Here is a 22,655-nt window from a genome sequence, read left to right as displayed (position 1 = left end):
GGTGGGGATGGCCGGCCTGCTGGCCCGGCCGCCGGTGATGTGTCATTAGCATGAAGCTCTTCGCACTCAGTGATCTCCACGTCGGCTATGCGGAGAACCGCTGGGCCCTCGAGCGCGTGACGCCGCGCCCGAACGACTGGCTGATCCTCGCTGGCGACCTCGGGGAGACCGAGCAGCACCTGCTCTACGTGCTCGACACGCTGGGCCCCCGGTTCAAGCAGCTCGTGTGGGCGCCGGGCAACCACGAGCTCTATACGATGCCGAGTGAGCGGGGCGGGCCGCGCGGTCAGGCCCGCTACCATCGGCTGGTCGAGCTATGCCGGAGCCGCGGGGTGATTACGCCCGAGGACCCGTACGTGCTTTGGGAGGGTGAGGGCGGGCCCCACGTGCTGGCGCCGATGTTCCTGCTCTACGACTACAGCTTCCGGCCGGCCGGCGTGGCCGAGCTCGACGCGGTGGCGTGGGCGATGGAGAGCGGCGTCCTCTGCAGCGACGAGGAGCTGCTCGACCCGGCCCCGTACGCGAGCCGGCCTGAGTGGTGCCGCGCCCGCCTCGCCGAGACCGAGGCCCGACTCGCCGCGATCGAGGCGCACCCCACGGTGCTCATCAACCACTTCCCGCTGCGAGAAGAGCTCGTGCGCCTGCGGCACATCCCGCGCTTCTCGATCTGGTGCGGGACGCGGCGCACGCACGACTGGCACACGCGCTTCCGCGCGCGGGTGGTCGTCTCAGGGCACCTCCACATCCCCCGCACCGACTGGATCGATGGAGTTCGTTTCGAGGAGGTTTCGTTCGGCTACCCGCGCCAGCGGCCCATCGGCCTCACCGCCGACAGCTGCCTTCGGGAGATCCTGCCGGGGCCCGCGGCCGCGGCGCCGCTGCCGGGGACGACGTAGATGCTCGAGATCGGCCCCGGCGCCGCGCACCTCTGGTACGTCTTCTGCGAGCCGGTCCGCGACGAGGCGCTGCTCGCGGCGTACCACCGGCTCATGGCGCCGGACGAGGCGGCGCAGCAGGCGCGCTTCCTGTTCGCCGAGAACCGGCACGAGTACCTGCTCACGCGCGCGCTCGTGCGCACGACCCTCTCGAGGTACGCGGACGTCGCGCCCGAGGCGTGGACGTTCGTCCGGAACGAATTTGGTCGGCCGCAGATCGCGGGGCCGCCGGGGGTGCCGCCGCTGCGGTTCAACCTGTCGAACACGCGGGGGCTCATCGCGTGCCTGGTCGCGCTGGACCGCGACGTGGGGGTCGACGTCGAGGACACCGAGCGCTCGAGCAGCGCGGTGGACATCGCCGACCGCTTCTTCTCGCCCGCCGAGGTGCGCGCGCTGCGCGCGCTGCCGCCCGAGAGGCAGCGCGCGCGCTTCTTCGAGTACTGGACGCTCAAGGAGTCGTACATCAAGGCGCGCGGGATGGGGCTCGCGATCCCGCTCGACCAGTTCTCGTTCCACCTGGACGAGGGGCCGTCGATCGGCATCTCGTTCGATCCGCGGCTCGGCGACGATCGTTCGGCCTGGCAGTTCGCGCTCTACCAGCCCTCGGCGCGGCACACGATGGCCGCGGCCATCCGCACGGGGGGCGCGCCTCCGCTGTCGATCGAGCTCCGGGAGACGGTGCCGCTCCGCGACGGATGAGCGCCGGCCGAGGCCGCTCGCGCGGCGCCGTCAGTCCGGCCGCGCGATCGAGAGCTCGACGTTGCGCCACGAGGGCTCGCCGCTGCCGTCGCTGCCGAAGCCGGAGGTGACGTCCACGACGGCGCGGCGGCGCCCCTCGGCGGCGACCGGGTCGCCGTCGACGGCGTAGTCGAGGGCGACCCCGCGGATGGCGACGGAGCCGTTGTCCTCGTCCCAGATCTCGATGATGCGGACCTGGTGGGGGTAGTCGGCGAGCGCGGAGGTCTCGAGCTCCCAGTAGGCGTGCCCGCCGCTCGGCGTCACCGGGGTCACCCGGTGCACGTGCGTGTGGCCCGCGAGGTGGAGGAGCACGTTGTCGTAGCCGCCGACGAGCGACTGCCACGCCTCGACGGTGAGCGCGCCGGGCACGGCGGCGGTGCCCGTCGCGGCGAAGGAGCCGTCGCCGAGCAGGCGCGACGCGTGGTGGGACGCGAGGACGACCCACCTGCGATCGCGCCGCGCGCGGTCGAGGGCCGGGCGGATGAACCGGTCGACGTCGTCCTGGAGGATCACGCCGCCGGGGCCGCCGGTCTCGGCGGCGGTGTCGAGCACGAGGACGCGCACGGGCGTGTCCTTCACGTCGAACTCGTAGAACGCCTTCCCGTACGCCTGCTCGTCGGGCCCGATCCCGTGCCCGTCGCCCGACGCCGCGAGCTGATCGAGCAGCGCGGGGCGGCTCAGGAGCGCCCTCCTCGGGTCGGGGACGACCTCGCCGGTGACCACCGGACCGCCGGGGAGCGCCCAGTTGCGCGTCCCGCCGTCCGCGATGTTCCCCGTCGCGATCGCGGCGCGGGTGTCCACCGGGAAGTTCCCCTGGTGCAGGACGTCGTGGTTGCCGGTCACCCAGCGCCACGGCACGAGCAGCCCCTCGGCGACGAACGGATCCTTGGGATCGTTGTCCGGTCCCTGGACGGGATCGTCGTCGTCGCCCGAGTCGCACTCGACGCGCTCGGCGCCGTCGAGGATGGCCGTGAACCACGCGATCTCGTTGGTCTGCGCGCTGTCGGCGTTGTCGCCGCCGAGCAGGACGAAGTCGAGCGGCGTGCTCCGGTGGAACGCGTTGATGGTGCGGACGGCGGCGTTCAGGATCCGGCACTCGTGCCCTTCCTGCGGGCGGAAGGCCGAGCCGATCGCGGGCGAGTCGAAGATCGCGAGCCGCGCGGGCGACTCGTCGTCGGCGAGCTGGGTGTCGGCGAGGTGCACGAACCGCGTGAGCAGCCTCGGCCGCGGGCCGCGCGGCGGCGGGGGCGCGCCGTCGAGCGTCGCCGGCGCGAGCGGCAGCCCCGGCCCGATGTCGACCTCGCCGTAGCCCTCCGCGAGCATCTGCTCGATCTCCGCCGGCACCGCGGGGTTCCTGTCCGGCGGATCGACCACCGCGGCGCGCGGCACCAGGGTGCGCTCGGTCGTCAGCGGCGGCGCGTCGGCGAGCGCCGGCAGCGGCGTCGGCGCGGGCTCGACGGGCTCCTCCGCCGCGCAGGCCGCGACCACGAGGGAGAGGACCGCAGCTGGGCCACCTCGGCGCGCGCGCGTGCCGAGCGATCGGGCGAGCCCCGCCGTTACCGTGCTCCCTGCTCGTGTCTGGCTCATCGCTTCCTTACATGACAAGACAACAGCGCCTGATCAAGAAATGTTCATTCGAGCGGTAGCGCTCGTGCGTCGGTCATCATCAGGCAATGAAAAGAGACTTTCCGGAATGCGGGTTAACCAACGCACGTGACGCCGGCGGCGCCGCGCGGCGTCACGTTGATGCGCACGGACGGGCTGAACCGTGGTAGGGCGGAGCCGCGGCCAGCGCGTCGGCGGCTGCTAGGATGCGGCGCGTCCGGGCTCCGGGCGCTCCTCTCGAGGTCATCACATGGTCCTTTCGCGATTTGTGGGCTTCGCGCTCGCGGCGGTGGCGCTGGCGGGCTGCGGTGAGCCCGATCCCATCATCGAGACGCATTACGGTGCTTACGAGGGGGACGCCTATCCGGATCGGCGCCCGAAGATCACGATTCCGGAGGGGGGCATGGGCGTGGTGACCGATAGCCGCTCCGACACGCTCTCCCTGATCTCGCTCGCGACGGGGGAGCGGATCGGCGTTTACCCGGTGGGCCGCGATCCGGTGACGGTCGACGGGCCTCACCATGTCGCCGTGGACGCTCCGGGAAACGCGGTCTATGTCGCGCTGTCGTACCCTGTCCTCGCCGGCACGATCGGCCCCCACGCGAGCCATGGATCGAGCGCGATGGCCGGCTATGTCCAGAAGCTCGCGCTCGACGACATGCGCGTCCTCGGGCAGGTGCGCATCGAGCCCAACCCGGGCGATATCGTGATCTCCGAGGATGGCGGCCGCGTGGTCGCCTCTCATTACGATCTCAAGCGCGCGATCGACAACCCCCAGGACATCGAGGCGGCGCGCTCGTCCCTGGCCGTGATCGATCCCGACGAGATCTCACGCTCAGGCTCGGCCCAGCCGGTGCTCATCCCGACCTGCATCGCCGCGCACGGGATCGCCCTCTCGCGCCCGGACGGCGCCCGCGCCTACGTCGCCTGCGAGGGCGAGGACGCCCTCGCGGTCGTCGACCTGACCGACCCCGGCGCCGAGGTGAAGCGCGTGCCCGTGGGGCCGAGCCCGGCCGTGTGGGAATCGTCCTATGGCCCGTATGCCGCGGTCATGTCCCCGGATCAGAAGACCATCGCCGTGAGCAACACCAAAAGCCGGGACGTGCGCTTCTTCGACGTCGCGTCGGAGTCGTTCAGGGAGCCCCAATCGATCTTGACGCTGATCGGCGCGCCATACTTCGTCGCGTGGACACCCGACGGGAGCCGCCTCTACGTGCCGACCCAGGTGCCCGACGCGATCGCGCTCATCGATGTGGCGAACGGCAACGCCGAGCTCGCCTACCGCGATCTCTCCGGGGTCTGCGAGAAGCCGCACGTCGTGGATTACGACGGGGGAGACGGGCTCTTCCTCGTCTGCGAGGGCGATCAGACCGAGACCCCCGGCAAGGTGCTCCGGCTCGATCCCGAGACGCTGGAGACGCGCAGCGAAGCCGAGGTGGGCCTCTTCCCCGACGCGTTCGCGCGCGTCGCTGCGGAGGCGCCATGAGGCCGCGCTCCCTCGCGCTCACCGCGCTCGCCTGCGCGGCGCTCGCCGGCGGCTGTACGGGAGACCCGGCGACGAAGATCGTCGACGCGACGGCCGTGGAGCACGGCGCGGCGCTCTTCCGGGACCCCTCGATCGCGGAGACGCGCTTCAATCGTTATTCGTGCTCGACGTGCCATGAGGCGATCGCCGGCGAGGCGGGGGACGCCATGCTCCCCGGCGCCCCGCTCGCCGGCGCCGTGGATCGCCCGCATTACTGGGGTGGTCAGGAGGTCGATCTCCTCGGCGCGATCAACCATTGCCTCTATTACTTCATGACCAAGGACCTGCCCTGGGCCGCGGACGATCCCGCTGCCCAGGCCATGTACGCCTACCTCGAATCGCTGCCCAGCGACGGCGACGCGGCCGAGGCCGTCCCGTTCACGCCGGTCTACGGGCTCAAGGAGCCGCCGCCCGGCGATCCGGGGAAGGGCGCGCTCATCCACGATCGCGCCTGCGCCTCGTGCCACGGGCGCGCTCGTTCCGGGGAAGGGCGGCTCGTCGAGCGGGCGCCGGCGCTGCCCGATCAGACCCTCGAGGAGCACCCGCTCGGCGAGTACACCGAGCGCGAGCGGCGGCTCGTCTTCGTCGAGAAGGTCCGCCACGGCGGCTTCATCGGCTACGGCGGGCAGATGCCGCCCTTCTCCCTCGAGGTCCTCTCCGACGAGCAGTTCGGCGACCTCCTCTCGTTCTACGAGCTGCCCTGACACCGCCCGTGAAGCGCCCCGAGAAAGCCGCGAGGATCGCCGAGATCCTCGATCGATTGTACCCGCAGCCGGCCATTCCGCTGGTCCACGAGGACGCGTATTCGCTGCTCGTCGCGGTGATGCTCAGCGCGCAGACCACGGACAAGATGGTCAACGCGGTGATGCCGGCGCTCCTCGCGCGCGCCCGGACGCCCGCCGAGATGGCGGCCGTGCCGACCGAGGAGATCGCCGAGCTCATCCGGAGGATCGGGTTCGCGCCCACGAAGGCGAGGCACCTGAAGGCGCTGAGCGAGCGGATCGCGGTCGAGCACGGCGGCGTCGTCCCCGCCTCGTTCGAGGCCCTGGAGGCCCTGCCGGGGGTCGGTCACAAGACCGCCTCGGTGGTCATGGCGCAGGCCTTCGGCCACCCCGCCTTCCCGGTCGACACCCACATTCACCGGCTCGCGGCTCGCTGGGGGCTGTCGTCCGGAAAGAACGTCGTCGAGACGGAGCGCGACCTGAAGCGCACCTTCCCGCCCGAGCAGTGGAACAAGCTCCACCTGCAGCTCATCTACTTCGGCCGCGAGCACTGCCCGGCGCTGCGCCACGACACGGCCGGCTGCCCGATCTGCAGCTGGGCCGCGCGCCGGCGTTGAGGCGCCGCGCTCGCCGCTTGGTGATCGGCGCCGCCCGGCCACCGCTGCCGGCCGGACCGGCTCGGCGACAAACCCAGCGCGCCCGGGAAGGCGGGAGGCTATCCGGAGCGCCGGCGGCCGTCAAGCAGGGCGCACCGCTCCGGCGGCGGCGTGAATGCGGCGGCGGCGGCGTGCGGCTCGCCGCGTTGCGCCGTGGGGGGTTCGGGCGCGGTCTCGTGCGGTTCCCGGTCGCCGCGGGCGTGCGGTTCGAGTAAGGCAGCCCTGTGGCAAAGATGGGATTTGAGATCATCGGGACCGGGCACTACGTGCCCGGCGAACCTGTCACCAACGACGACCTCGCGCGGGTGATCACGACCTCCGACGAGTGGGTTTACCAGCGCTCCGGCATCCACCAGCGACATTACGCGCCGGACGGAGTCGGCGTGAGCGATCTGGCGTGCGAGGCGGCGAAGCGCGCTATCGAGTCTGCGCGAATTTCACCGTCGGAGATCGATTACATCCTCTTTGCCACGATGACGCCGGACTACATCTTTCCCGGCTCCGGGGCGCTGCTCGGCGCGAAGCTGGGCATCCCCGGCGTTCCTGCGCTCGATATCCGGCAGCAGTGCGCCGCGATGCTGTTCGGCCTCCAGACGATCGACGGGCTCATCCAGACCGGGGCCGCCAAGACCATCCTGTTCGTGGGCGCCGAGGCGCACGCCGGCTTCATGCCCTGGGAGGACTGGGGAGCGCTCGACCCGAAGAACGGCCGGTCCGCCACGCCGGAGGCGCGGGCGCGCGCCGACCGCCACCGGAACCTCGCGGTCCTGTTCGGGGACGGATCGGGCGCGCTCGTCCTTCGCGCGACCGACCGCGACGCGGGCCTGCGCGGCAACAAGATCTGTTCCGACGGACGCTTCGCCGAGCTCCTCTACGTCCCCGGGGGCGGCTTCCGCTCGCGGCCGTACTGGAAGCAGAGCTCGTTCGAGGACGACGCCCACATCCCCCGCATGGACGGCCGCGAGCTCTTCAAGTTCGCGGTGACCAAGCTCCCGGCAACGGCGCGGGAGCTCTGCGCCTCGCAGGGCGTCACGCTCGAGCAGATCGACGTGTTCCTGGCGCACCAGGCGAACGGCCGCATCAACGAGCACATCCGCAAGGACCTCGGCGTGCCGGTCGAGAAGCTCCCGAGCAACATCGACCGATTCGGCAACACGAGCGGGGCCACCGTGCCCATCCTCATCGACGAGGAGATGCGCGCCGGCAGGGTGAAGAAGGGGCAGCTCGCCATGGTGCTCGCGCTCGGGACCGGCGTCCACTGGGGCTGCGCGCTCTGGAAGCTCTGAGCTGAGCGGCTGTACATAAATCGCCGGCCCGGCGCCCTGCTGGGCCTGGCATCGTTCTCGCTTCGCCTCCGGGCCGGCGGAGGGGTGCGCCGGTCTGAACCGTCGGTCCCGCCGGGTCCTCTGGATCCAGCGCGCCTCGGCCGCCTCAGCAGGGAAGGAGCGCGGCGGGGGTGCACAGCGCGAATCAGCTGGTGCGGTCGGTGTACGACCGGATCGCGGAGCGGTACGACGACCGATGGGGGCGCCACATGAGGGAGCCTCAGGATCGGCTCACGGCGGGGCTCGGGCTCGTCCCCGGCGCGCGGTGCGCCGATCTCGGGTGCGGCACGGGGATCGAGACCGTGGAGATGCTCCGGCGGGTCGCGCCCGGCGAGGTCGTGGGCGTCGACTGCTCCGAGGAGATGCTCCGGGCCGCACGGGCCCGCGCCCGGGCCGCTGGGCTCGCGCTCTCGACGAGGCGCGCCGAGGCCGAGCTCTTCATCCGCCGCGCGGAGGCGTCGAGCTTCGATGTCGTCACGCTGCGCTTCTGCCTCGCCTATCTGGACTGGCGGTCAGCGCTGCCGTGCCTCGGGCGGATGGTCCGGCCCGGCGGTCGCGCGGGGATCCTGACGAACCTCTCGAGCAGCACGCCGCAGGCCTACGCGGTCTATTGCCGGATGGTCGACGAGCTCGACCTGGGACGGGTGGAGCTGCCGGTCCCGGACGGCCCCGGGCAGGTCAGCGAGGCGCTCCAGCGCGGCGGGCTCCGCACCGTCGAGGCGTGGACCCACCGGTTCCGGCTGTGGTTCGGCTCCGGGGCGCAGGTGGCGAGCTGGCTGCAGGAGAGCGGGTTCGTGACCCACGCCGCCCTGCGGGAGTTCCCTCCGGAGGTGCTGCAGCCGCTCTGCGACGAGTTCGCGGCCCGGCTGGAGGCCTACCGGGAGCCCGACGGCATCCCGCTCGACTTCGAGCTCGCCGGCGTCATCGCAGCCCGGCGGTAGCGCCGCAGCGCGGCCAGCGCGCTGTCGCGCTCGGCAAGGAGCGCTGTCAAATTTTCGACCGAGCGCGCCGTGGCGCGTTGCACGCGGCGTTGTCTTTGTTACGTTTGAATCACCGCCTGCGGCGATCCTCGCGTCGGCAGCGCGGTCCACCTGGCGCCGTCGCCGGCAGGGGAGCCACATCACGGCTCGGCTGCACCGGCTCCCCTCCGGCGAGCGTCCGTCGAAAGAAGCGCGAAGGGGTCGCACGAAAGCGGCCCACGAGCAGCGATCAACGGGGAAAACGCGGCGGCTGCGCGGAATGCGCGGCCGTCGAGCAGCGCGGGTGCGCGACACGCGCTGCTCGCGGTGCTCGCGGTGCTCGCGGTGCTCGCGGGCCGCACGCGTGAGTGCGTGTGCTCGGATGTCGTTTTGCATCTCTCTCGACCACACGGTTCCAGGTTTTTCACTTCACCCGGCGCTGGCGCGCCTGTTGGCCCCGATGACGACAACGCAAACTCTTCGTATTGACTCGGACGCACAATTAATGAATTTTGCATACTGAGGTGGGTGTGATCGGAGAACACGGAGCGTCGATCCTCAGAGACACGCCGACCCAGCTTGGGCTCGGCCGATATCGTCCGATTGCGAAGCTCGGCCGCGGGGGGATGGCGGACGTCTTCCTCGCCATGGCTCACGGGCCGGCCTCCGTGAACAAGCTGGTCGTCGTCAAGCGCCTCCGCAGCTTCGCGGACGAGGAGGATCGTCAGGTCCTCATGTTCATGGACGAGGCCAAGCTCTCGGCGCGCATGAACCACCCGAACGTGGTCCAGACCTACGAGGTCGGCAGCGACCAGGAAGGGTACTTCATCGTCATGGAGTACCTGGAGGGCCAGCCGCTGAAGCGCGTGATGAAGGCGGCCATGGATCGGGCGTCCGGCACCGGTGGGCTGGTGCGCGGCACGTGGATCCGGATCGTCGCCGAGGTGCTGCGCGGCCTTCATTACGCGCACGAGCTCTGCGATTTCGATGGAAAGCCGCTCGGGATCGTGCATCGCGACGTCTCCCCGCACAACATCTTCATCACGTACGACGGCGCGGTGAAGCTCGTCGATTTCGGCGTGGCGAAGGCCGCCGTCAACTCCTCCAACACGGAGAGCGGGACCTTCAAGGGCAAGCTCACCTATATGGCGCCCGAGCAGGTCACGGCGGGCAAGACGGTGGATCGCCGGGCGGACATCTTCGCGGTGGGCGTCGTGTTCTGGGAGCTCCTCGCCGGGCGGCGGCTGTTCGAGGGCGATCAGATCACCGTGATGCATCAGCTCCTCTTGGGGAAGATTCCGCGCCTCTCGACCGTCGTGCCGGGGATCCCGATCGCGCTCGACCAGATCGCCGCGAAGGCGCTGGAGCGCGATCCATCGAAGCGCTTCGCGACGGCGCAGGAGATGTGCGACGTGCTCGAGAGCTACCTGCAGTGGTCGGGCGAGGACGTGCGCGGGGAGTTCCTCGGCGCCTGCATGCGGGGCATCTTCGCGGAGAGCAGGGCCAGCATCCGCCAGCAGATCAAGGCGCAGATCGAGCGGGTGACGAGCTCGATGGTGATGAGCGATGGCTCGAGCCAGGTGACGCTGAGCGGAATCGGCCTCTCGGCGGGTCCCACGAGCTCTCGCTCGGGCAGCAGGCTCCCCTTCGTCGGCGAGCCCAGCAATTCGGGCGTCGAGCGGGGCTCGGGCATCGAGCGGGGCTCGGGCATCGAGCGGGGCTCGGGCGTCGAGCGGGGCTCGGGCGTCGAGCGGGGCTCGGGCGTCGAGCGGCCCAGGACCCCGGTGAGCGACTCGGTCAGCCTGCGCGCGACCACGTCGGTGCCCTCGACGCCCACGAGGCGCGGCTACCTGCTCGGCGCCTCCGGGCTCGCCGTGCTGGCCGCGGTGGCCGGGGGCGCGCTGCTCGTCGCGAGCAAGCGCGCGCCCGCGGTCGAGCCTCCGGTGGCCGCCGTCGCCGCTGCGCGCGGCGCGGAGGCCGTGGAGGCCGTCGAGAAGAAGCCGGAGGAGGCCCCCAAGGTGAGCGTGGTGATCGCGAGCGACCCGCCCGACGCCACGGTGAGCTGGAAGGGGACGACGCTCGGCAAGACGCCGCTCAAGACCGAGCTGCCCGTGGGCACGCAGGTCGTGGTCGTGTCCCGGTCCGGCAGCTTCGATGAGACGATCATGCTGACCCTCACCCCGGACGAGTCGGTCGAGCGCGCCGTCAAGCTGCGGCCCACGAATTGAACGGCCGCGCCCAGGCGGCGCTCTACGGCCGAGCGCGCCCCTGGGGCGAACGCGGGTAGGGCGTCGCCGAGCCAAGGAGAAGAGAGAAGGAACCACGGAGGCACAGAGGGCACAGAGGAGAGAGAGATAGCCTTTCTCTCTCCTCTGTGCCCTCTGTGCCTCTGTGGTTCAAATTCTTCCCCTCTCAGCGTGCCCGGCGCTCACGGCGGCTGGAGAGGCGAGGTCACGGCGATGATCCGTAGCGGATCTGGGAGATCACCTTGGTGACGCCCTTGGCTTCCATGGCCTCGTTCACCGCCTCGGTCGCCTCCTTCACGTTGGCGACGTTGCCTTGCAGCGTGACCACCCCGTTGCGCACCGTCACGCTCAGCTTCTTCACCGTTTCGTGGTCGCTGCCCGCGAGCTTACCGCCCACCTCGTTGCGGAGCGCGTCGTCGGACAGCCGCTCGCCCGAGCCCTTCGCCTCCTTGGTGGCGACGACCGAGCCGTCGCGGTTGAAGCTGACCTGGTAATCGTTGTCCTTCGCCTCCTGCGTCCACGCATCGCGCGTGCTCGCGACGGCGCCTCCAGCCTGATCCTTGTCCCTCGCGCCGCCGGTCTGCCCCTGCGCCTCGCGGCCTTGCGTCTGGCCCTGCGCCTCGCGGCCCTGCGTCTGGCCCTGCGCCTCGCGGCCTTGCGGCGCGCCCTGGTCCCTGGGAGCCGGCGTCGGCGCCGCCTGCTCGCGCGCGCCCGAGCCCCGATCGCCCTTGAGCGCGCCGGTCTGCTCGCCGACCCGGTTCATCTGCTCGTTGGCCTCGCGGCCCACCTCGCGCCCTCGCTCGGCCAGCTGCTCGGCCTTCTCGCCCACGCGCGCGGCCTGCTCGCGCGCCTCCCGGCCGAGCTCCTGGCCCTCGCGCGCGAGCTGCTCGGCCTTGTCACCCACGCGCTCGGCCTGACCGCGCGGCTCCTGGCCGGGCTTCTGGCTCTGGCCTTCGGGCGGCGCGCTCTTGTCGCTCGTGGTCCGATCCCCCGGCTCGCGGACCGCTCCCTCCGCTCTCTCGCTCTCGCTCCTGCAGGCGGTGCCGACGAGGGCGATCGCAAGGACGGTTGAGCCGGAGAACCAGCGTATTCTGCTCATCGTGCAGCGATAGCTCATGGTGCCTCTCCGGCCGCACACCCAGGCAGGCGCCGTGCCATGAGCGCGGTCGATCCCGGCCGCTCGGGAACAACCGCGCGGCGCGCGTGTCGGGACCGCCATGCCGAGACCTTCCCTGGCCACCGCAGAGCGGCGGCGCCGGACGCCGGACGAGCGCTCCGGCCCGACCCATCGTAGGCTCGAGATCGTGAGCGCGGCGCCGCCGGAACCCGTCCTGCCAGACGCCTCGCCCGGTCAGCGCGCCGCGCCCGACCTCCTCTGCCACCGGCCGGCGCTCCGGGTCGACGCGCGGGCCGTCAAGGAGTCGCTGACGTTCGCCTTCGCGGGCGGCGCGCCCGCGGGGGCGCTCGACCGGCACGTCGAGTCGGCGTCGCTGCCCGCGTCGACCTGGGACCCGGCCCGCTTCGCGCAGCACGTCTTCCTCCAGGAGCTCATCGTGGGCTGCCTGCACTTCACGAGCGAGGGGCGCACGCGCATCCCGAGCCCAGCGCTGCTCGGCCGCGCCCTCTCCCAGCCTCCGAGCGACCGCGACACGGTCGAGCTCCGGCGCGAGATCTTCCGGGAGCTCACCGGCTCGGAGGCGCTGCGCCGCGACCTCGCGCGCGCCTACGCGGCGCTGCGCCGCTGGGTGAGCCAGCTGGAGACGATCTCCATCTCTCGCCGGGAGGGCAGCCGCCGCCGTCTGGACATCCTCGTCGCCGCGAAGGAGGCGTTCGACGCGCTCGCCGACGGGTTCGCGGGCGCCCGCTCCGGCCTCGCGCGCCTCCCCGCGTTCGGCGCGGCCGTGCGCGAGACCGAGGCGTACCGCCGCCTCGCCGACCTGCTCGCGTACGACGAGGAGCTCGCGACGCTCGAGGTCCGGATCCGCGTCGGCGCCGACGGTCACGTCCGCGATCTCCGCGCCCTGTCGGTCCGCGAGAACAGCGAGAACCGCTTCTACCAGTCGCCGATCGGGCGCGTGATCACGAAGCTCGTGATGCTGTGGCGCGGATACAGGTTCAGCGACGACGAGGTGCTCGCCCGCTACGTCAACGGCGTGTTCGAGGGCATCGAGGACGATCTCGTCGCGCTCGTCCAGCTGGTCGGAGATCTCGAGTTCTACCTCGCCGGCCTCGCGCTGCGCGAGCGCGCCCGCGCGGCCGGGCTCGCCGTCTGCCTGCCCGATCTCGCCTGGCCCGGCGCCGCGCGCGACGAGGCCCCAGGGCGCGCGCTCAAGGGGCTCTTCAACCCGCTCCTGCTCGCGACCTCGGCGAGCATCGTCGCGTGCGACATCGCGACCGAGCACCACGACGCCACCGTCATCGTGACCGGGCCGAACTCGGGGGGAAAGACGCGGCTGCTCGAGGCGCTCTCGCTCGCCCAGATGCTCGGGCAGGCGGGCTTCTTCGTGCCGGCCGCGGAGGCCCGCCTGTCGTCGTGCCACGGGCTCTTCGTGTCGCTGATCGAGCAGGCGCAGGCCGACCAGAGCGAGGGCCGCCTCGGGATGGAGCTCCTGCGCATCCGGTCGCTCTTCGAGGCGATGCAGGTCGGCGACATGGTGGTGCTCGACGAGCTCTGCTCCGGCACGAACCCGTCGGAGGGCGAGGAGATCTTCCAGCTCGTGATCTCGCTGCTCGCGGAGCTCCGCCCCCAGGCCTTCATCACGACGCACTTCCTGGAGCTCGCGGCGCGGCTCGAGCGGGAGCGGCCCGTCGATCGGCTCGTGTTCCTGCAGGTCGAGCTCGACGCGCAGCAGTGGCCGACGTACCAGTTCGTGGACGGGGTCGCCCGGACGTCGCTCGCGCATCGGACCGCGGCGCGGCTCGGCGTCACGCGCGAGGAGCTCGTCGCGCTCGTCGAGCGGAGCAAGCGCGCGCACCGCCGTCGCGGGGTCGAGCCCGCCTGAGCGCGCGCGGGCCGGCGGAAAGGCGCGCTCGCCGGGGGCGGAAAAATCTGGTTGTATGCGCCGCCATGGAATATCGACCTCTTGGCAGGACGGGTCTCCGCATCTCCTCGGTGAGCTTCGGCGCCTGGGCGATCGGGGGCACCTGGGGCGACGTCGACGACAAGGAGTCGGTCGCGGCGCTGCACCGGGCCGTCGATCGCGGCGTGAACTTCTTCGACACCGCGGACGTGTACGGCGACGGCCGGAGCGAGCGGCTGCTCGCGCGCCTGCGGCGGGAGCGGCGCGAGGAGATCGTCATCGCGACGAAGGCGGGCCGGCGGCTGAGCCCGCACACGGCGGACAGCTACAGCGAGGGGAACCTCACGGCGTTCATCGAGCGCAGCCTGAAGAACCTCGAGACGGACGTGCTCGACCTCGTCCAGCTGCACTGCCCTCCGACGGACGTCTATTATCGGCCCGAGGTGTTCGACGTTCTCGATCGGCTGGTGAAGGCGGGCAAGGTCCGCTTCTACGGGGTCAGCGTCGAGCGGGTGGAAGAGGCGCTCAAGGCGATCGAGTATCCCGGCGTCCAGTCGGTGCAGATCATCTACAACGTGCTCCGGCAGCGCCCGGCGGATCTCTTCTTTCCCGAGGCGAAGCGCCGTCAGGTCGGGATCCTGGCGCGGCTGCCGCTCTCCTCGGGGCTGCTCACCGGCAAGATGAGCGCCGCGACGACGTTCGCGGCGGACGATCACCGCAACTTCAACCGCGAGGGCGCCGCGTTCGACAAGGGCGAGACGTTCTCCGGGGTCGACTTCAAGCTCGGCCTCGAGGTGGTCGAGGAGCTCCGCCCGCTCGTGCCCGCCGGCGTGAGCATGGGCGCGTGGACGATGCGCTGGATCCTCATGCAGGACGCGGTGACGTGCGTGATCCCCGGGGCGAAGCGGCCCGATCAGGTCGACCAGAACGCGAGCGCGGCGGACCTGCCCGCCCTGCCGCCGGAGACGATGGCGAAGATCCGCGAGATCTACGATCGCCGGCTGCGGGCGGCGGTTCACCAGCGCTGGTAGGCCCTCGACGAGGAGCGCCGCGGCCGATCGGCGCCGCGGCGCGGCCCGCTGGCCTCGCGGTCCGTGTCGACCGGGAGGTCGGGGCAGCTCAGAGGATGCGCGGCAGGAGCCACCCGGCGAAGGAGACCAGGGCGGCCGTGCCGAAGAGCGACCCGAGCCCGCGGATCTCGAAGTCGTCGATGAGCTTGTCCGTCGCCCAGAGCAGCACGGAGTTCACGACGAGGCCGAAGAAGAGATAGGCCAGGCCGAGCGTGAGGATGGCGGCGGGCAGGAGCGCCACGGCGACCAGGAACTTCACGAGCCATCCGAGGAGGAGGTTCAGCACCGTGAACACGGCGGCGACGACGAGCGCCGTCTGGGTCCTGCGAATCCGCACGCCGGGCATGAGCTTCGCGCCGATGAGGACCGCGATGCCCGCGGCGATCGCCTGGATGATGAGCGTCTTCATGACCACCTCCCTGGGCCGGCACCGCTCGTGGCGGGCCGGCGTTCGCCCGTTCTTGGTGACCCAGGTGCGGACCGAGCGCAACCCCGCCCCGCACGGGAGGGGATCACCCGGACGCTTCTTCCGGTTCGGGTGAATAGCTTCAGGTGAGCAGCTTCAGGTGAGCTGCTCCGGGGAGCAGCCGGGCAGCTCCGGCGACCAGGCGTCGCGCGCGCTGGTGAACACGCGCGCGCCCGGCGACGAGAGAGGCGGCGCGCCGCCTCGCCCGATCACTCCTTCGGCTTGTCGCCGCCGAGCAGCTCGCCGATGGCGGGGGCGCCGCCGGGGCCGAGGGCCTGGGTGCTCTCGATGAGGTGGATCAGGAACTGGCGGTTGTCCGTCACCGACAGGTTCTGGAGCTCGAGCGCGCCGATGCGGTCCTCCGGGGTGAAGTAGGCCTCTTCGACCTTCTCCATCGAGAGCTTGTGCGGCGCATAGGCCATGTAGTCGGCGCGCGTGCTCACGATGCTGTAGTCGTCGCCGCGGCGCAGCTCGAGCGTCACCTCGCCGGTGACGCCCGGCGCGATCCAGCGCGAGAGCGCGTCCTTCAGCATCATGGCCTCGGGGTCGTACCACTTGCCCTCGTAGAGCAGGCGCCCGAGGCGACGGCCCTGGGTGAAGTACACGTCGAGGGTGTTCTCGTTGTGGATGGCGGACAGGAGCCGCTCGTAGACGGCGTGGAGCAGGGCCATGCCCGGCGCCTCGTAGATGCCGCGGCTCTTCGCGTCGATCACCCGGTTCTCGATCTGATCGCTCATGCCGAGCCCGTGGCGCCCGCCGATCCGGTTGCACTCGACGAACAGCTCGAACAGCGAGCCGAAGCGCTTGCCGTTGATCGTCGTCGGGACGCCGCGCTCGAACCCGAGGGTGACCGTCTCGGCCTCGATGGCCACCTCCGGCCGGAAGGAGGCGACGCCCATGATGGGCTGGACGATCTTGATCCCGGTGTTCAGGTGCTCGAGATCCTTCGCCTCGTGCGTCGCGCCGAGCACGTTGGCGTCGGTGCTGTACGCCTTCTCCGTCCCCATGCGGTAGGGCAGGCCGTGGCGCTCGAGGTACTCGCTCATCTCCTTGCGCCCGCCGAGCTCTCCCACGAACTTCGGGTCCAGCCAGGGCTTGTAGATCTTGAGCGAGGGGTCGACGAAGATGCCGTAGCGATAGAACCGCTGGATGTCGTTGCCCTTGTGCGTGCTGCCGTCGCCGAAGACGTGGACGTCGTCGTCGCGCATGGCGCGCACGATCGCGGTCGTGGTCACCGCGCGGCCGAGCGGCGTGGTGTTGAAGTATTTCTTGCCGCCCGTCGAGAGGTGGAACGCGCCGCACTGGATGGCCAGGATGCCCTCGCGGACGAGGGCGTCGCGACAGTCCACCAGCTTGGCGGAGACGGCGCCGTGCTGCAGGGCGATCGGCGGGATGTCGCCGGGAGAGTCCTCGTCCGGCTGCGCCAGATCGGCGGTGTACGCGTGCACCTTGAGCCCGTTGCGCGAGAGCCACGCCACCGCGCACCGCGTGTCGAGCCCGCCCGAGAACGCGATCCCGAGGTGGGTGCCGGCCGGGGGAAGTGAACGGAAGATCCTACTCATGGCGGCGCAGCATAATCGCAACGCCCGCGGAGGCGCGAGCGGAGATCGCGGGGCGGCGGCGCGCCGCAGGGGGCGGGCCGCCTGGGCGGCGAGGTACTAGGATGGCGGGCGCCGTGTCGCGCGAGCCCTTCTCATCCTTCTCCGATTCCGATGAGGTACACGCCCATGCCGAAGCTTTCGTACGTCGAGATCGCCCGGATCGAGGAGCGCCGGCTGGCGATCGGCACCTCCTCCGTGGTCGCCTGCGCCGAGCCCATCGCGGGCGGGTGGATGGCCTTCGATGGAGACGGCTCCTGGGGCAACTTCGCCGCGGGGCTCGGGCTCGCTGGGCCCGTCTCCGACGAGGACCTCGATCGCCTCGTGGCGTTCTACGCGGCGCGGGACATGGAGCCGCAGATCCAGGTCTGTCCCTTCGCGCACGAGTCGCTGGTGCGCGGCCTCGCCGAGCGCGGGTTCGTGCTGCGCGAGTTCGAGAACGTGCTCGCGCGCGAGCTCGCGCCGGACGAGGATCTCCGCGCGCTGGTGCCGCACAATGGCCCCGCGGGCCTCGAGATCGTGCGCGTCGATCCGGGCGACGAGGCGCAGGTCCGGGCGTTCATCGAGGTGTCGACGAGCGGCTTCCGGGCCGAGGACGAGCCGATCACGCCGGCGCTCTTCGAGATCACCCGCCGCGTGGTCGCGCAGCCCGGCTGCGACTCGTACCTGGCGCTCGTGAACGGCGAGCCCGCCGGCGGCGGCAGCGTGGAGATCGCCGGCGACGGCGCCGCGCTCTTCGGCGCCTCGGTGCTCCCCCGGTTCCGCGAGCGCGGCATTCAGCAGCTGCTCATCGTCCGCCGCCTCGAGCGGGTGCGCGAGCGGGGCCGCCGCCTGGCGTGCATCAGCGCGAGCCCGGGTATCCCCACCGAGCGCAATGCCCTGCGGCTCGGGTTCTTCATGGCCTACAGCAAGGGTGTCTTTGTACAGCGAAAGGGGAGCCAGCGATTGCCGACCTGAGCTTCCCCCGGCGCCGCAAGGCTCTCCTCGCGACGCCCCGTGTTTGCAGGCGTGCAGCGCTGCAATTGCAGAAGCGAAACGATCGCCCCGGACGACCCTGCGAAATGCCCGACGACGACGGAATCACGCCATGGCACGGTCGGTGCTCTAAGGGAGCCCAGCGTCGCTGGCGTGGCCTTTCCCCCCCCCGAGGCCCCGGCGGCGCTTTTTCATTTTGTGGTCTGAAACGGTTCAAAACGGTTCAGCCAACCCGCGAGAGGGAGTGCGCCGCGCGGCTCACTCCCTCTCGCGGGGCCGGGTGATCGAGGGGCCCGGCCCGGCGTCGCCCTATCGCTTTACCGCTTCAGCGCGCGCCCCCCGGCGCAGCTCGGCCACCGCGTTGCGCACGAGCCGCAGCCCCACGTTGTCGTCCTGCGAGAGGATCGACTCGGGGTGGAACTGCACCGCGGCCATCGGCAGCTCCGCGTGCTCGATCGCCATGACGACGCCGTCCTCGGTCTCCGCCGTGATCTTCAGGGACGAGGGGAGCGCGTCGCGCAGCGCGTAGAGCGAGTGGTAGCGCCCCGCGTGGAACTCGCGCGGCAGCCCCTCGAAGATGCGCCCGCCCAGCACGCGCACCTTCGAGGCCTTGCCGTGCATCGGGTAGTCGAGCACGCCGAGCTTGCCGCCGAAGTGCTCGACCATCCCCTGCAGGCCGAGGCAGACGCCGAACACCGGCAGCCGCCGCTCGAGCAGCGCCGAGAGCGTCCCCGAGAGATCGAAATCGCTCGGGGTGCCAGGGCCCGGCGAGAGCACCACCAGATCGGGCGCGTAGGCGTCGAGCTCCTCGTGCGGGAAGCCGGCGCGAAGCGTCATCACCTCGGCGCCCGTCTGCCGGAGGTAGTTGGCCAGCGTGTGCACGAACGAGTCCTGGTGATCGACGAGCAGCACCTTGAGGCCGCCCCCCGGCACCGGGTTGATCGCCGCCGGCGCCGCCGTGGGCACCCCGCGCGGCCTCCGGATCGCGTCGATGAGCGCCGACGCCTTCACGTGGGTCTCGCGCTCCTCCTCGTCGGGATCCGAGTCGTAGAGCAGCGTCGCGCCCGCCCGGACCTGCGCCACGCCGTCCTTGATCCGGATCGTGCGCAGCGTCAGCCCCGTGTTCATGCTGCCGTCGAAGCCGATGAGCCCGACCGCGGCCCCGTACCACGCGCGCGGGGAGCGCTCGTGATCCTCGATGAACTGCATGGCCCAGGCCTTCGGCGCCCCCGTGACCGTGACCGCCCACGTGTGCGCCAGGAACGCGTCGAGCCCGTCGAACCCGTCGCGCAGCCGCCCCTCGACGTGATCGACCGTGTGGATCAGCCGCGAGTACATCTCGATCTGCCGGCGGCCGATCACGCGCACGCTCCCCGGCACGCAGATGCGGGACTTGTCGTTGCGATCGACGTCCGTGCACATCGTCAGCTCCGACTCGTCCTTCGCGGACGCGAGCAGGCGCGCGATCTGCGCCGCGTCGGCGATCGGGTCGCTGCCGCGCGGGATGGTGCCCGAGATGGGGCACGTCTCGACGCGGTTGCCCTCGACGCGGACGTACATCTCCGGCGAGGCGCCGACCAGGTACTCGGCCTCGCCGAGGTTCATCAGGAAGCCGTAGGGCGCCGGGTTGCGCTCGCGCAGGCGCTGGAACAGCTCGGTGGGCGCGACGGGGCACGGCTCGTAGAACGTCTGGCCCGGGACCACCTCGAAGAGATCGCCCCGCTTGAACGACTCCCGCGCGACCCGCACCAGCGCGGCGTACTCGCCCGGCGCGTACTCGTTCGGCGGCGCGCTGTGGGCGCCCACGTAGGGCCGCGTCGCGCCGTCGCGCGGCAGCCCGTCGGTCGAGCGATCACCGAACGTGAGCTCGTAGCGCGTGCGCGTCGCCCGCTCGCGGCGGTGGTCGACGGCGACGATCTCGTCGGGGAGGTAGAGGACGAGATCCCGCTGGTCCGCCGGGCGCTCGAGGCGGAGCCGGATGGGCTCGAACTGGAAGGCGAGATCGTACGCGAACGCGCCGTAGAGCCCGAAGAGCGGATCGCCCGGGACCCCGAAGAGCTCGATCATCCGCCGCAGCACCGAGAAGATGGACGGCTGCCGGCTGCGCAGCTCCTCCGGCACCCGCTCGCCCGCCGGCCGGACCGCGCCGGCCACCTCGTCCGCGCGGCGCTCGACGGCCTCGAGCGGCTCGTAGCCCCGGAGGGCCTCCTCGATGGCCGGCAGGAGCACGCGCCCGCGCTCGTTCAGCGCGGTGAACCGGAAGTCTCGGCCGCGCGAGACGAGCACGAGCGGAGGATCGACGAAGCCGATGTCCCAGCGCGTGTACCGGCCCGGAACCTCGTAGCTCGACGCCAGGACCACGCCGAGGTGGCTGTCGAGCGCCTCGACGATCGGCTGGATCGCGCCGTCGACGGCGAGGTCCTCGACCTCCCGCCGGACCGCGACGCCCCTCCGCGTAATGTTGCTCTCTCGTTTCACGACCACGTCTCCTTCTGCGCGGCGAGTATACGCGGTGCGGCATACGCGCCGCACCCGCTTCTTCTTCGCGCGCACGGGTCCGTCGGGCACGTCATCCGCGTGCCGCGCGCGCCGCGCGCGCCACGCCCATCGCGCGCGCGCACGGCGCGGTCGCTCGGCCAGCGTCCGCGACGCGCTCCGCGAGGTAGACGGCGCGGAGCAGGGGGAAGCTCTTGACGAGGACCTCCTCGTACTCGGCCTCCGGGCTCGACTCCGCGACCACCGCGCCGCCGCTGCCGAAGCTGACCCCCTCGCCGTCGGCGACGAGGGTGCGGATGGCGATGTTCATGTCCATCGGGCCCTCGTAGGCGAGGTACCCGATCGAGCCCGTGTACACGCCGCGCGCGCGTCGCTCCAGGGCGTCGATGATCGCGATCGTCCGGTGCTTCGGCGCCCCGGTGATCGAGCCGCCCGGGAAGCACGCCTCGAGCGCGTCGAGGGCGCAGCGGCCCTCGCGCAGCGCGCCCGTGATCACCGAGGAGAGCTGGAGCAGGGTCGCGTGCTCCGTGATCCGCAGGAGCTCCTCGACCTCGATCGAGCCCATGGCGCAGACCCGACCGAGGTCGTTGCGGACCAGGTCGATGATCATGAGGAGCTCGGAGCGGTCCTTGTCGCTGGTCGCGAGATCGCGGCGCAGGGCCAGCGTCTCCTCCTCGGTGGCGCCCTTCGGTCGCGTCCCCTTGATGGGCTCGCTGCGCACGCGCCGCTCCCGGTCCACCGAGAGGAACCGCTCGGGCGAGGACGACAGCACAGCGCCGTCCGGCAGCCGGAGGTAGGCCGAGAACGGCGCGGGGTTCGTGCGGCGCAGGACGCGGTAGAGGGCGAACGGGTCCACCGAGGTCCGCACGCGAAACTCGTTCGTGAGGCACACCTCGTACGTCTCGCCCTCGCGGATCTCGCCGAGGATCGCCTCGACGGCGTCGAGGTGCTCCCGGCGCGAGAGGCGCGGCGCGTGCGCGACGCGATCGGCGAAGCCCTCCGGGACGGGCGGGAGGGCGAGCTCCGGGAGGGCCGGGAGGCCCTGGAGGCGCGCCGCGATCTCGTCGAGCCATTCTTGCGGCGAGGGCGACGGCGGCGGCGGAGGCTCGTCCGTGACGAGCGCGCACGCGTACACCGCGCGCTCGACGTGGTCGAAGGCGAGGAGCCGCCGCGCGATCATCATCGCGCTGTCCGGGAGCGCGCGGCGCGGGTGGGCGGACGCGCCGAAGCCGAGGTGCTCCTTGAGCTCGTAGCCGAGGTATCCCACGAGGCCGCCGGTGAAGTGGAAGGGCAGGCCGCTCGGCTCGAGCGACACGGACGCGAGCTCCCGCCGGAGCACGGCGAACGGGCTCCCCTCGGACATGGCCGGGGTGAGGAGGCCCCCGGGGCCGCCAGCGCTCCACCGCGTCACGGCCGCGCCGCGGCTCTCGATGGCCTCGGTCGCGCTCCCCATGAACGAGAAGCGCCCGTCGCGGCCCGCCGCGCTCGAGTCGAGCCAGAACGCGTACGGCGCCGCGGCGAAGAGGCCGGCGAAGGCCCGCTCGGGGTCGACCCAGGGGAGCCGGAGGTGCCGCACGCGGCCGCGCGCCCGGGCGTCCCCCGGCGCGGAAGGCGCGCGCCCGCCGGCGCGCGGAGCTCTCCGGCCGCGGGCTGCCTTCATGGCGATGTCACGGAAATTGCCGAGGATCTTCTTGCCGTGCTCTGTGCCGATCGACTCGGGGTGGAACTGCACGCCGTAGAGCGGCCGGTCCTTGATCTTGAGGGCCATGATGAGCCCGTCGCCGCGCGTCCGGGCGGTCACCTCGATCTCGGGCGGGAGCGCGTCGTCGCCGACGATCAGCGAGTGGTAGCGCACCACCTGGAACGGGCTGGGCACGCCCTCGAACAGCCCGGTGCCGTCGTGCTCGACCTCCGAGACCTTGCCGTGCATCACCCGCGGCGCGTGCTGGACGCGCCCGCCGAAGCGCGCCGCGAGCCCCTGGTGGCCGAGGCAGACGCCGAGGATCGGCGTGTCGGCGAGCGCCTCGATCACGTCCGTGCAGACGCCGAAATCGGCCCGCCGCTCGGGGCGGCCGGGGCCGGGCGAGAGGACGATGCCGTCCACCTCCAGGTCCCTGATCTCCGCGAGCGAGAGGCTGTCGTTCCTGACGACGATCGGCTCCTCGCCGTTCACCTCCCAGAGGTACTGCCCGAGGATGTGGGTGTACGAGTCGTAGTTGTCGATGAGGAGTGTCTTCACGGCGAAGCTCCCCTCCGGGCCCGCGCGGCGGCCGAAAGCGCGACCCCGCCGGCGCGGCGCGCGGCGCGGGTGAGGCGCCC

General features: G+C 71.6%; 18 protein-coding genes. 12 read left to right on the top strand and 6 right to left on the bottom strand.

All coding sequences use genetic code 11. The annotated features are described in order from the left end of the window. Positions 1–50: 50 nt before the first annotated feature. Positions 51–896: a metallophosphoesterase family protein gene (locus WME83_RS31060; RefSeq protein WP_437313328.1), complete on the top strand. Its 846-nt coding sequence runs from the start codon at positions 51–53 to the stop codon at positions 894–896. Continuing rightward, positions 897–1,634, top strand: coding sequence for a 4'-phosphopantetheinyl transferase family protein (locus tag WME83_RS31055; protein ID WP_437313327.1), 738 nt, complete (start codon positions 897–899; stop codon positions 1,632–1,634). It abuts the gene before it with no gap. A gap of 30 nt (positions 1,635–1,664) precedes the next feature. Here WME83_RS31055 and WME83_RS31050 read toward each other — a convergent pair whose 3' ends face one another. Further along, entirely contained in the window at positions 1,665–3,260 is a 1,596-nt protein-coding gene (locus WME83_RS31050; RefSeq protein ID WP_437313326.1) for a metallophosphoesterase, read from the bottom strand. 268 nt (positions 3,261–3,528) lie between these two features. On the opposite strand from WME83_RS31050, the gene WME83_RS31045 reads away from it, so the two are divergent. The 6 genes from WME83_RS31045 (at position 3,529) to WME83_RS31020 (ending at position 10,693) form a co-directional block, all read left to right on the top strand. Further along, on the top strand, positions 3,529–4,764 hold the full coding sequence (locus tag WME83_RS31045) for a YncE family protein (protein ID WP_437313325.1): 1,236 nt from the start codon (positions 3,529–3,531) through the stop codon (positions 4,762–4,764). Continuing rightward, the gene (locus WME83_RS31040; RefSeq protein WP_437313324.1) at positions 4,761–5,507 is read left to right on the top strand and encodes a c-type cytochrome; all 747 of its coding nucleotides are present in this window, start codon (positions 4,761–4,763) and stop codon (positions 5,505–5,507) included. The genes WME83_RS31045 and WME83_RS31040 overlap by 4 nt, the downstream gene beginning before the upstream one ends. A gap of 8 nt (positions 5,508–5,515) precedes the next feature. Continuing rightward, a complete protein-coding gene (locus tag WME83_RS31035; protein ID WP_437313323.1) occupies positions 5,516–6,142 on the top strand; it encodes an endonuclease III domain-containing protein in 627 nt (208 codons plus the stop codon). A 272-nt stretch (positions 6,143–6,414) separates the two neighbouring features. After that, positions 6,415–7,467, top strand: a complete 1,053-nt coding sequence (locus tag WME83_RS31030; protein ID WP_061626547.1) for a 3-oxoacyl-ACP synthase III family protein — start codon at positions 6,415–6,417, stop codon at positions 7,465–7,467. Positions 7,468–7,637: 170 nt separating this feature from the next. After that, a complete protein-coding gene (locus WME83_RS31025; RefSeq protein ID WP_437313322.1) occupies positions 7,638–8,447 on the top strand; it encodes a class I SAM-dependent methyltransferase in 810 nt (269 codons plus the stop codon). A 542-nt stretch (positions 8,448–8,989) separates the two neighbouring features. Further along, positions 8,990–10,693: a protein kinase domain-containing protein gene (locus WME83_RS31020; RefSeq protein ID WP_437313321.1), complete on the top strand. Its 1,704-nt coding sequence runs from the start codon at positions 8,990–8,992 to the stop codon at positions 10,691–10,693. A gap of 223 nt (positions 10,694–10,916) precedes the next feature. On the opposite strand, the gene WME83_RS31015 is transcribed toward WME83_RS31020, so the two are convergent. After that, positions 10,917–11,828, bottom strand: a complete 912-nt coding sequence (locus WME83_RS31015) for a BON domain-containing protein (RefSeq protein ID WP_437313320.1) — start codon at positions 11,826–11,828, stop codon at positions 10,917–10,919. A 100-nt stretch (positions 11,829–11,928) separates the two neighbouring features. Here WME83_RS31015 and WME83_RS31010 point away from each other — a divergent pair, with 100 nt between their 5' ends. Next, the gene (locus WME83_RS31010) at positions 11,929–13,713 is read left to right on the top strand and encodes a MutS-related protein (RefSeq protein WP_437313319.1); all 1,785 of its coding nucleotides are present in this window, start codon (positions 11,929–11,931) and stop codon (positions 13,711–13,713) included. Positions 13,714–13,778: 65 nt separating this feature from the next. Continuing rightward, positions 13,779–14,762: an aldo/keto reductase gene (locus tag WME83_RS31005; RefSeq protein WP_437313318.1), complete on the top strand. Its 984-nt coding sequence runs from the start codon at positions 13,779–13,781 to the stop codon at positions 14,760–14,762. 88 nt (positions 14,763–14,850) lie between these two features. On the opposite strand, the gene WME83_RS31000 is transcribed toward WME83_RS31005, so the two are convergent. Then, positions 14,851–15,210, bottom strand: coding sequence for a phage holin family protein (locus WME83_RS31000; protein WP_437313317.1), 360 nt, complete (start codon positions 15,208–15,210; stop codon positions 14,851–14,853). Here WME83_RS31000 and WME83_RS30995 point away from each other — a divergent pair. After that, positions 15,209–15,343: a hypothetical protein gene (locus tag WME83_RS30995; protein ID WP_437313316.1), complete on the top strand. Its 135-nt coding sequence runs from the start codon at positions 15,209–15,211 to the stop codon at positions 15,341–15,343. The two genes, WME83_RS31000 and WME83_RS30995, sit on opposite strands and share 2 nt — an antisense overlap. Positions 15,344–15,476: 133 nt before the next feature. Here the strand turns inward: WME83_RS30995 and argG are convergent, their stop codons facing one another. Next, the gene (argG, locus tag WME83_RS30990) at positions 15,477–16,829 is read right to left on the bottom strand and encodes an argininosuccinate synthase (protein WP_437313315.1); all 1,353 of its coding nucleotides are present in this window, start codon (positions 16,827–16,829) and stop codon (positions 15,477–15,479) included. 165 nt (positions 16,830–16,994) lie between these two features. Between argG and WME83_RS30985 the strand changes: the two genes are divergently transcribed. Continuing rightward, positions 16,995–17,822 (top strand): GNAT family N-acetyltransferase, encoded by an 828-nt coding sequence (locus tag WME83_RS30985; protein WP_437313314.1) that lies wholly within the window; start codon positions 16,995–16,997, stop codon positions 17,820–17,822. Between the two features lie 327 nt (positions 17,823–18,149). On the opposite strand, the gene WME83_RS30980 is transcribed toward WME83_RS30985, so the two are convergent. Then, a complete protein-coding gene (locus WME83_RS30980) occupies positions 18,150–20,324 on the bottom strand; it encodes an anthranilate synthase component I (protein WP_437313313.1) in 2,175 nt (724 codons plus the stop codon). An 85-nt stretch (positions 20,325–20,409) separates the two neighbouring features. After that, positions 20,410–22,575 (bottom strand): aminodeoxychorismate synthase component I, encoded by a 2,166-nt coding sequence (gene pabB, locus WME83_RS30975; RefSeq protein ID WP_437313312.1) that lies wholly within the window; start codon positions 22,573–22,575, stop codon positions 20,410–20,412. Positions 22,576–22,655 lie beyond the last annotated feature (80 nt).

Source organism: Sorangium sp. So ce385 (assembly GCF_051474135.1).
GTDB lineage: Bacteria > Myxococcota_A > Polyangia > Polyangiales > Polyangiaceae > Sorangium > Sorangium cellulosum_D.
This window is presented reverse-complemented; position numbering and strand designations above follow the sequence as displayed.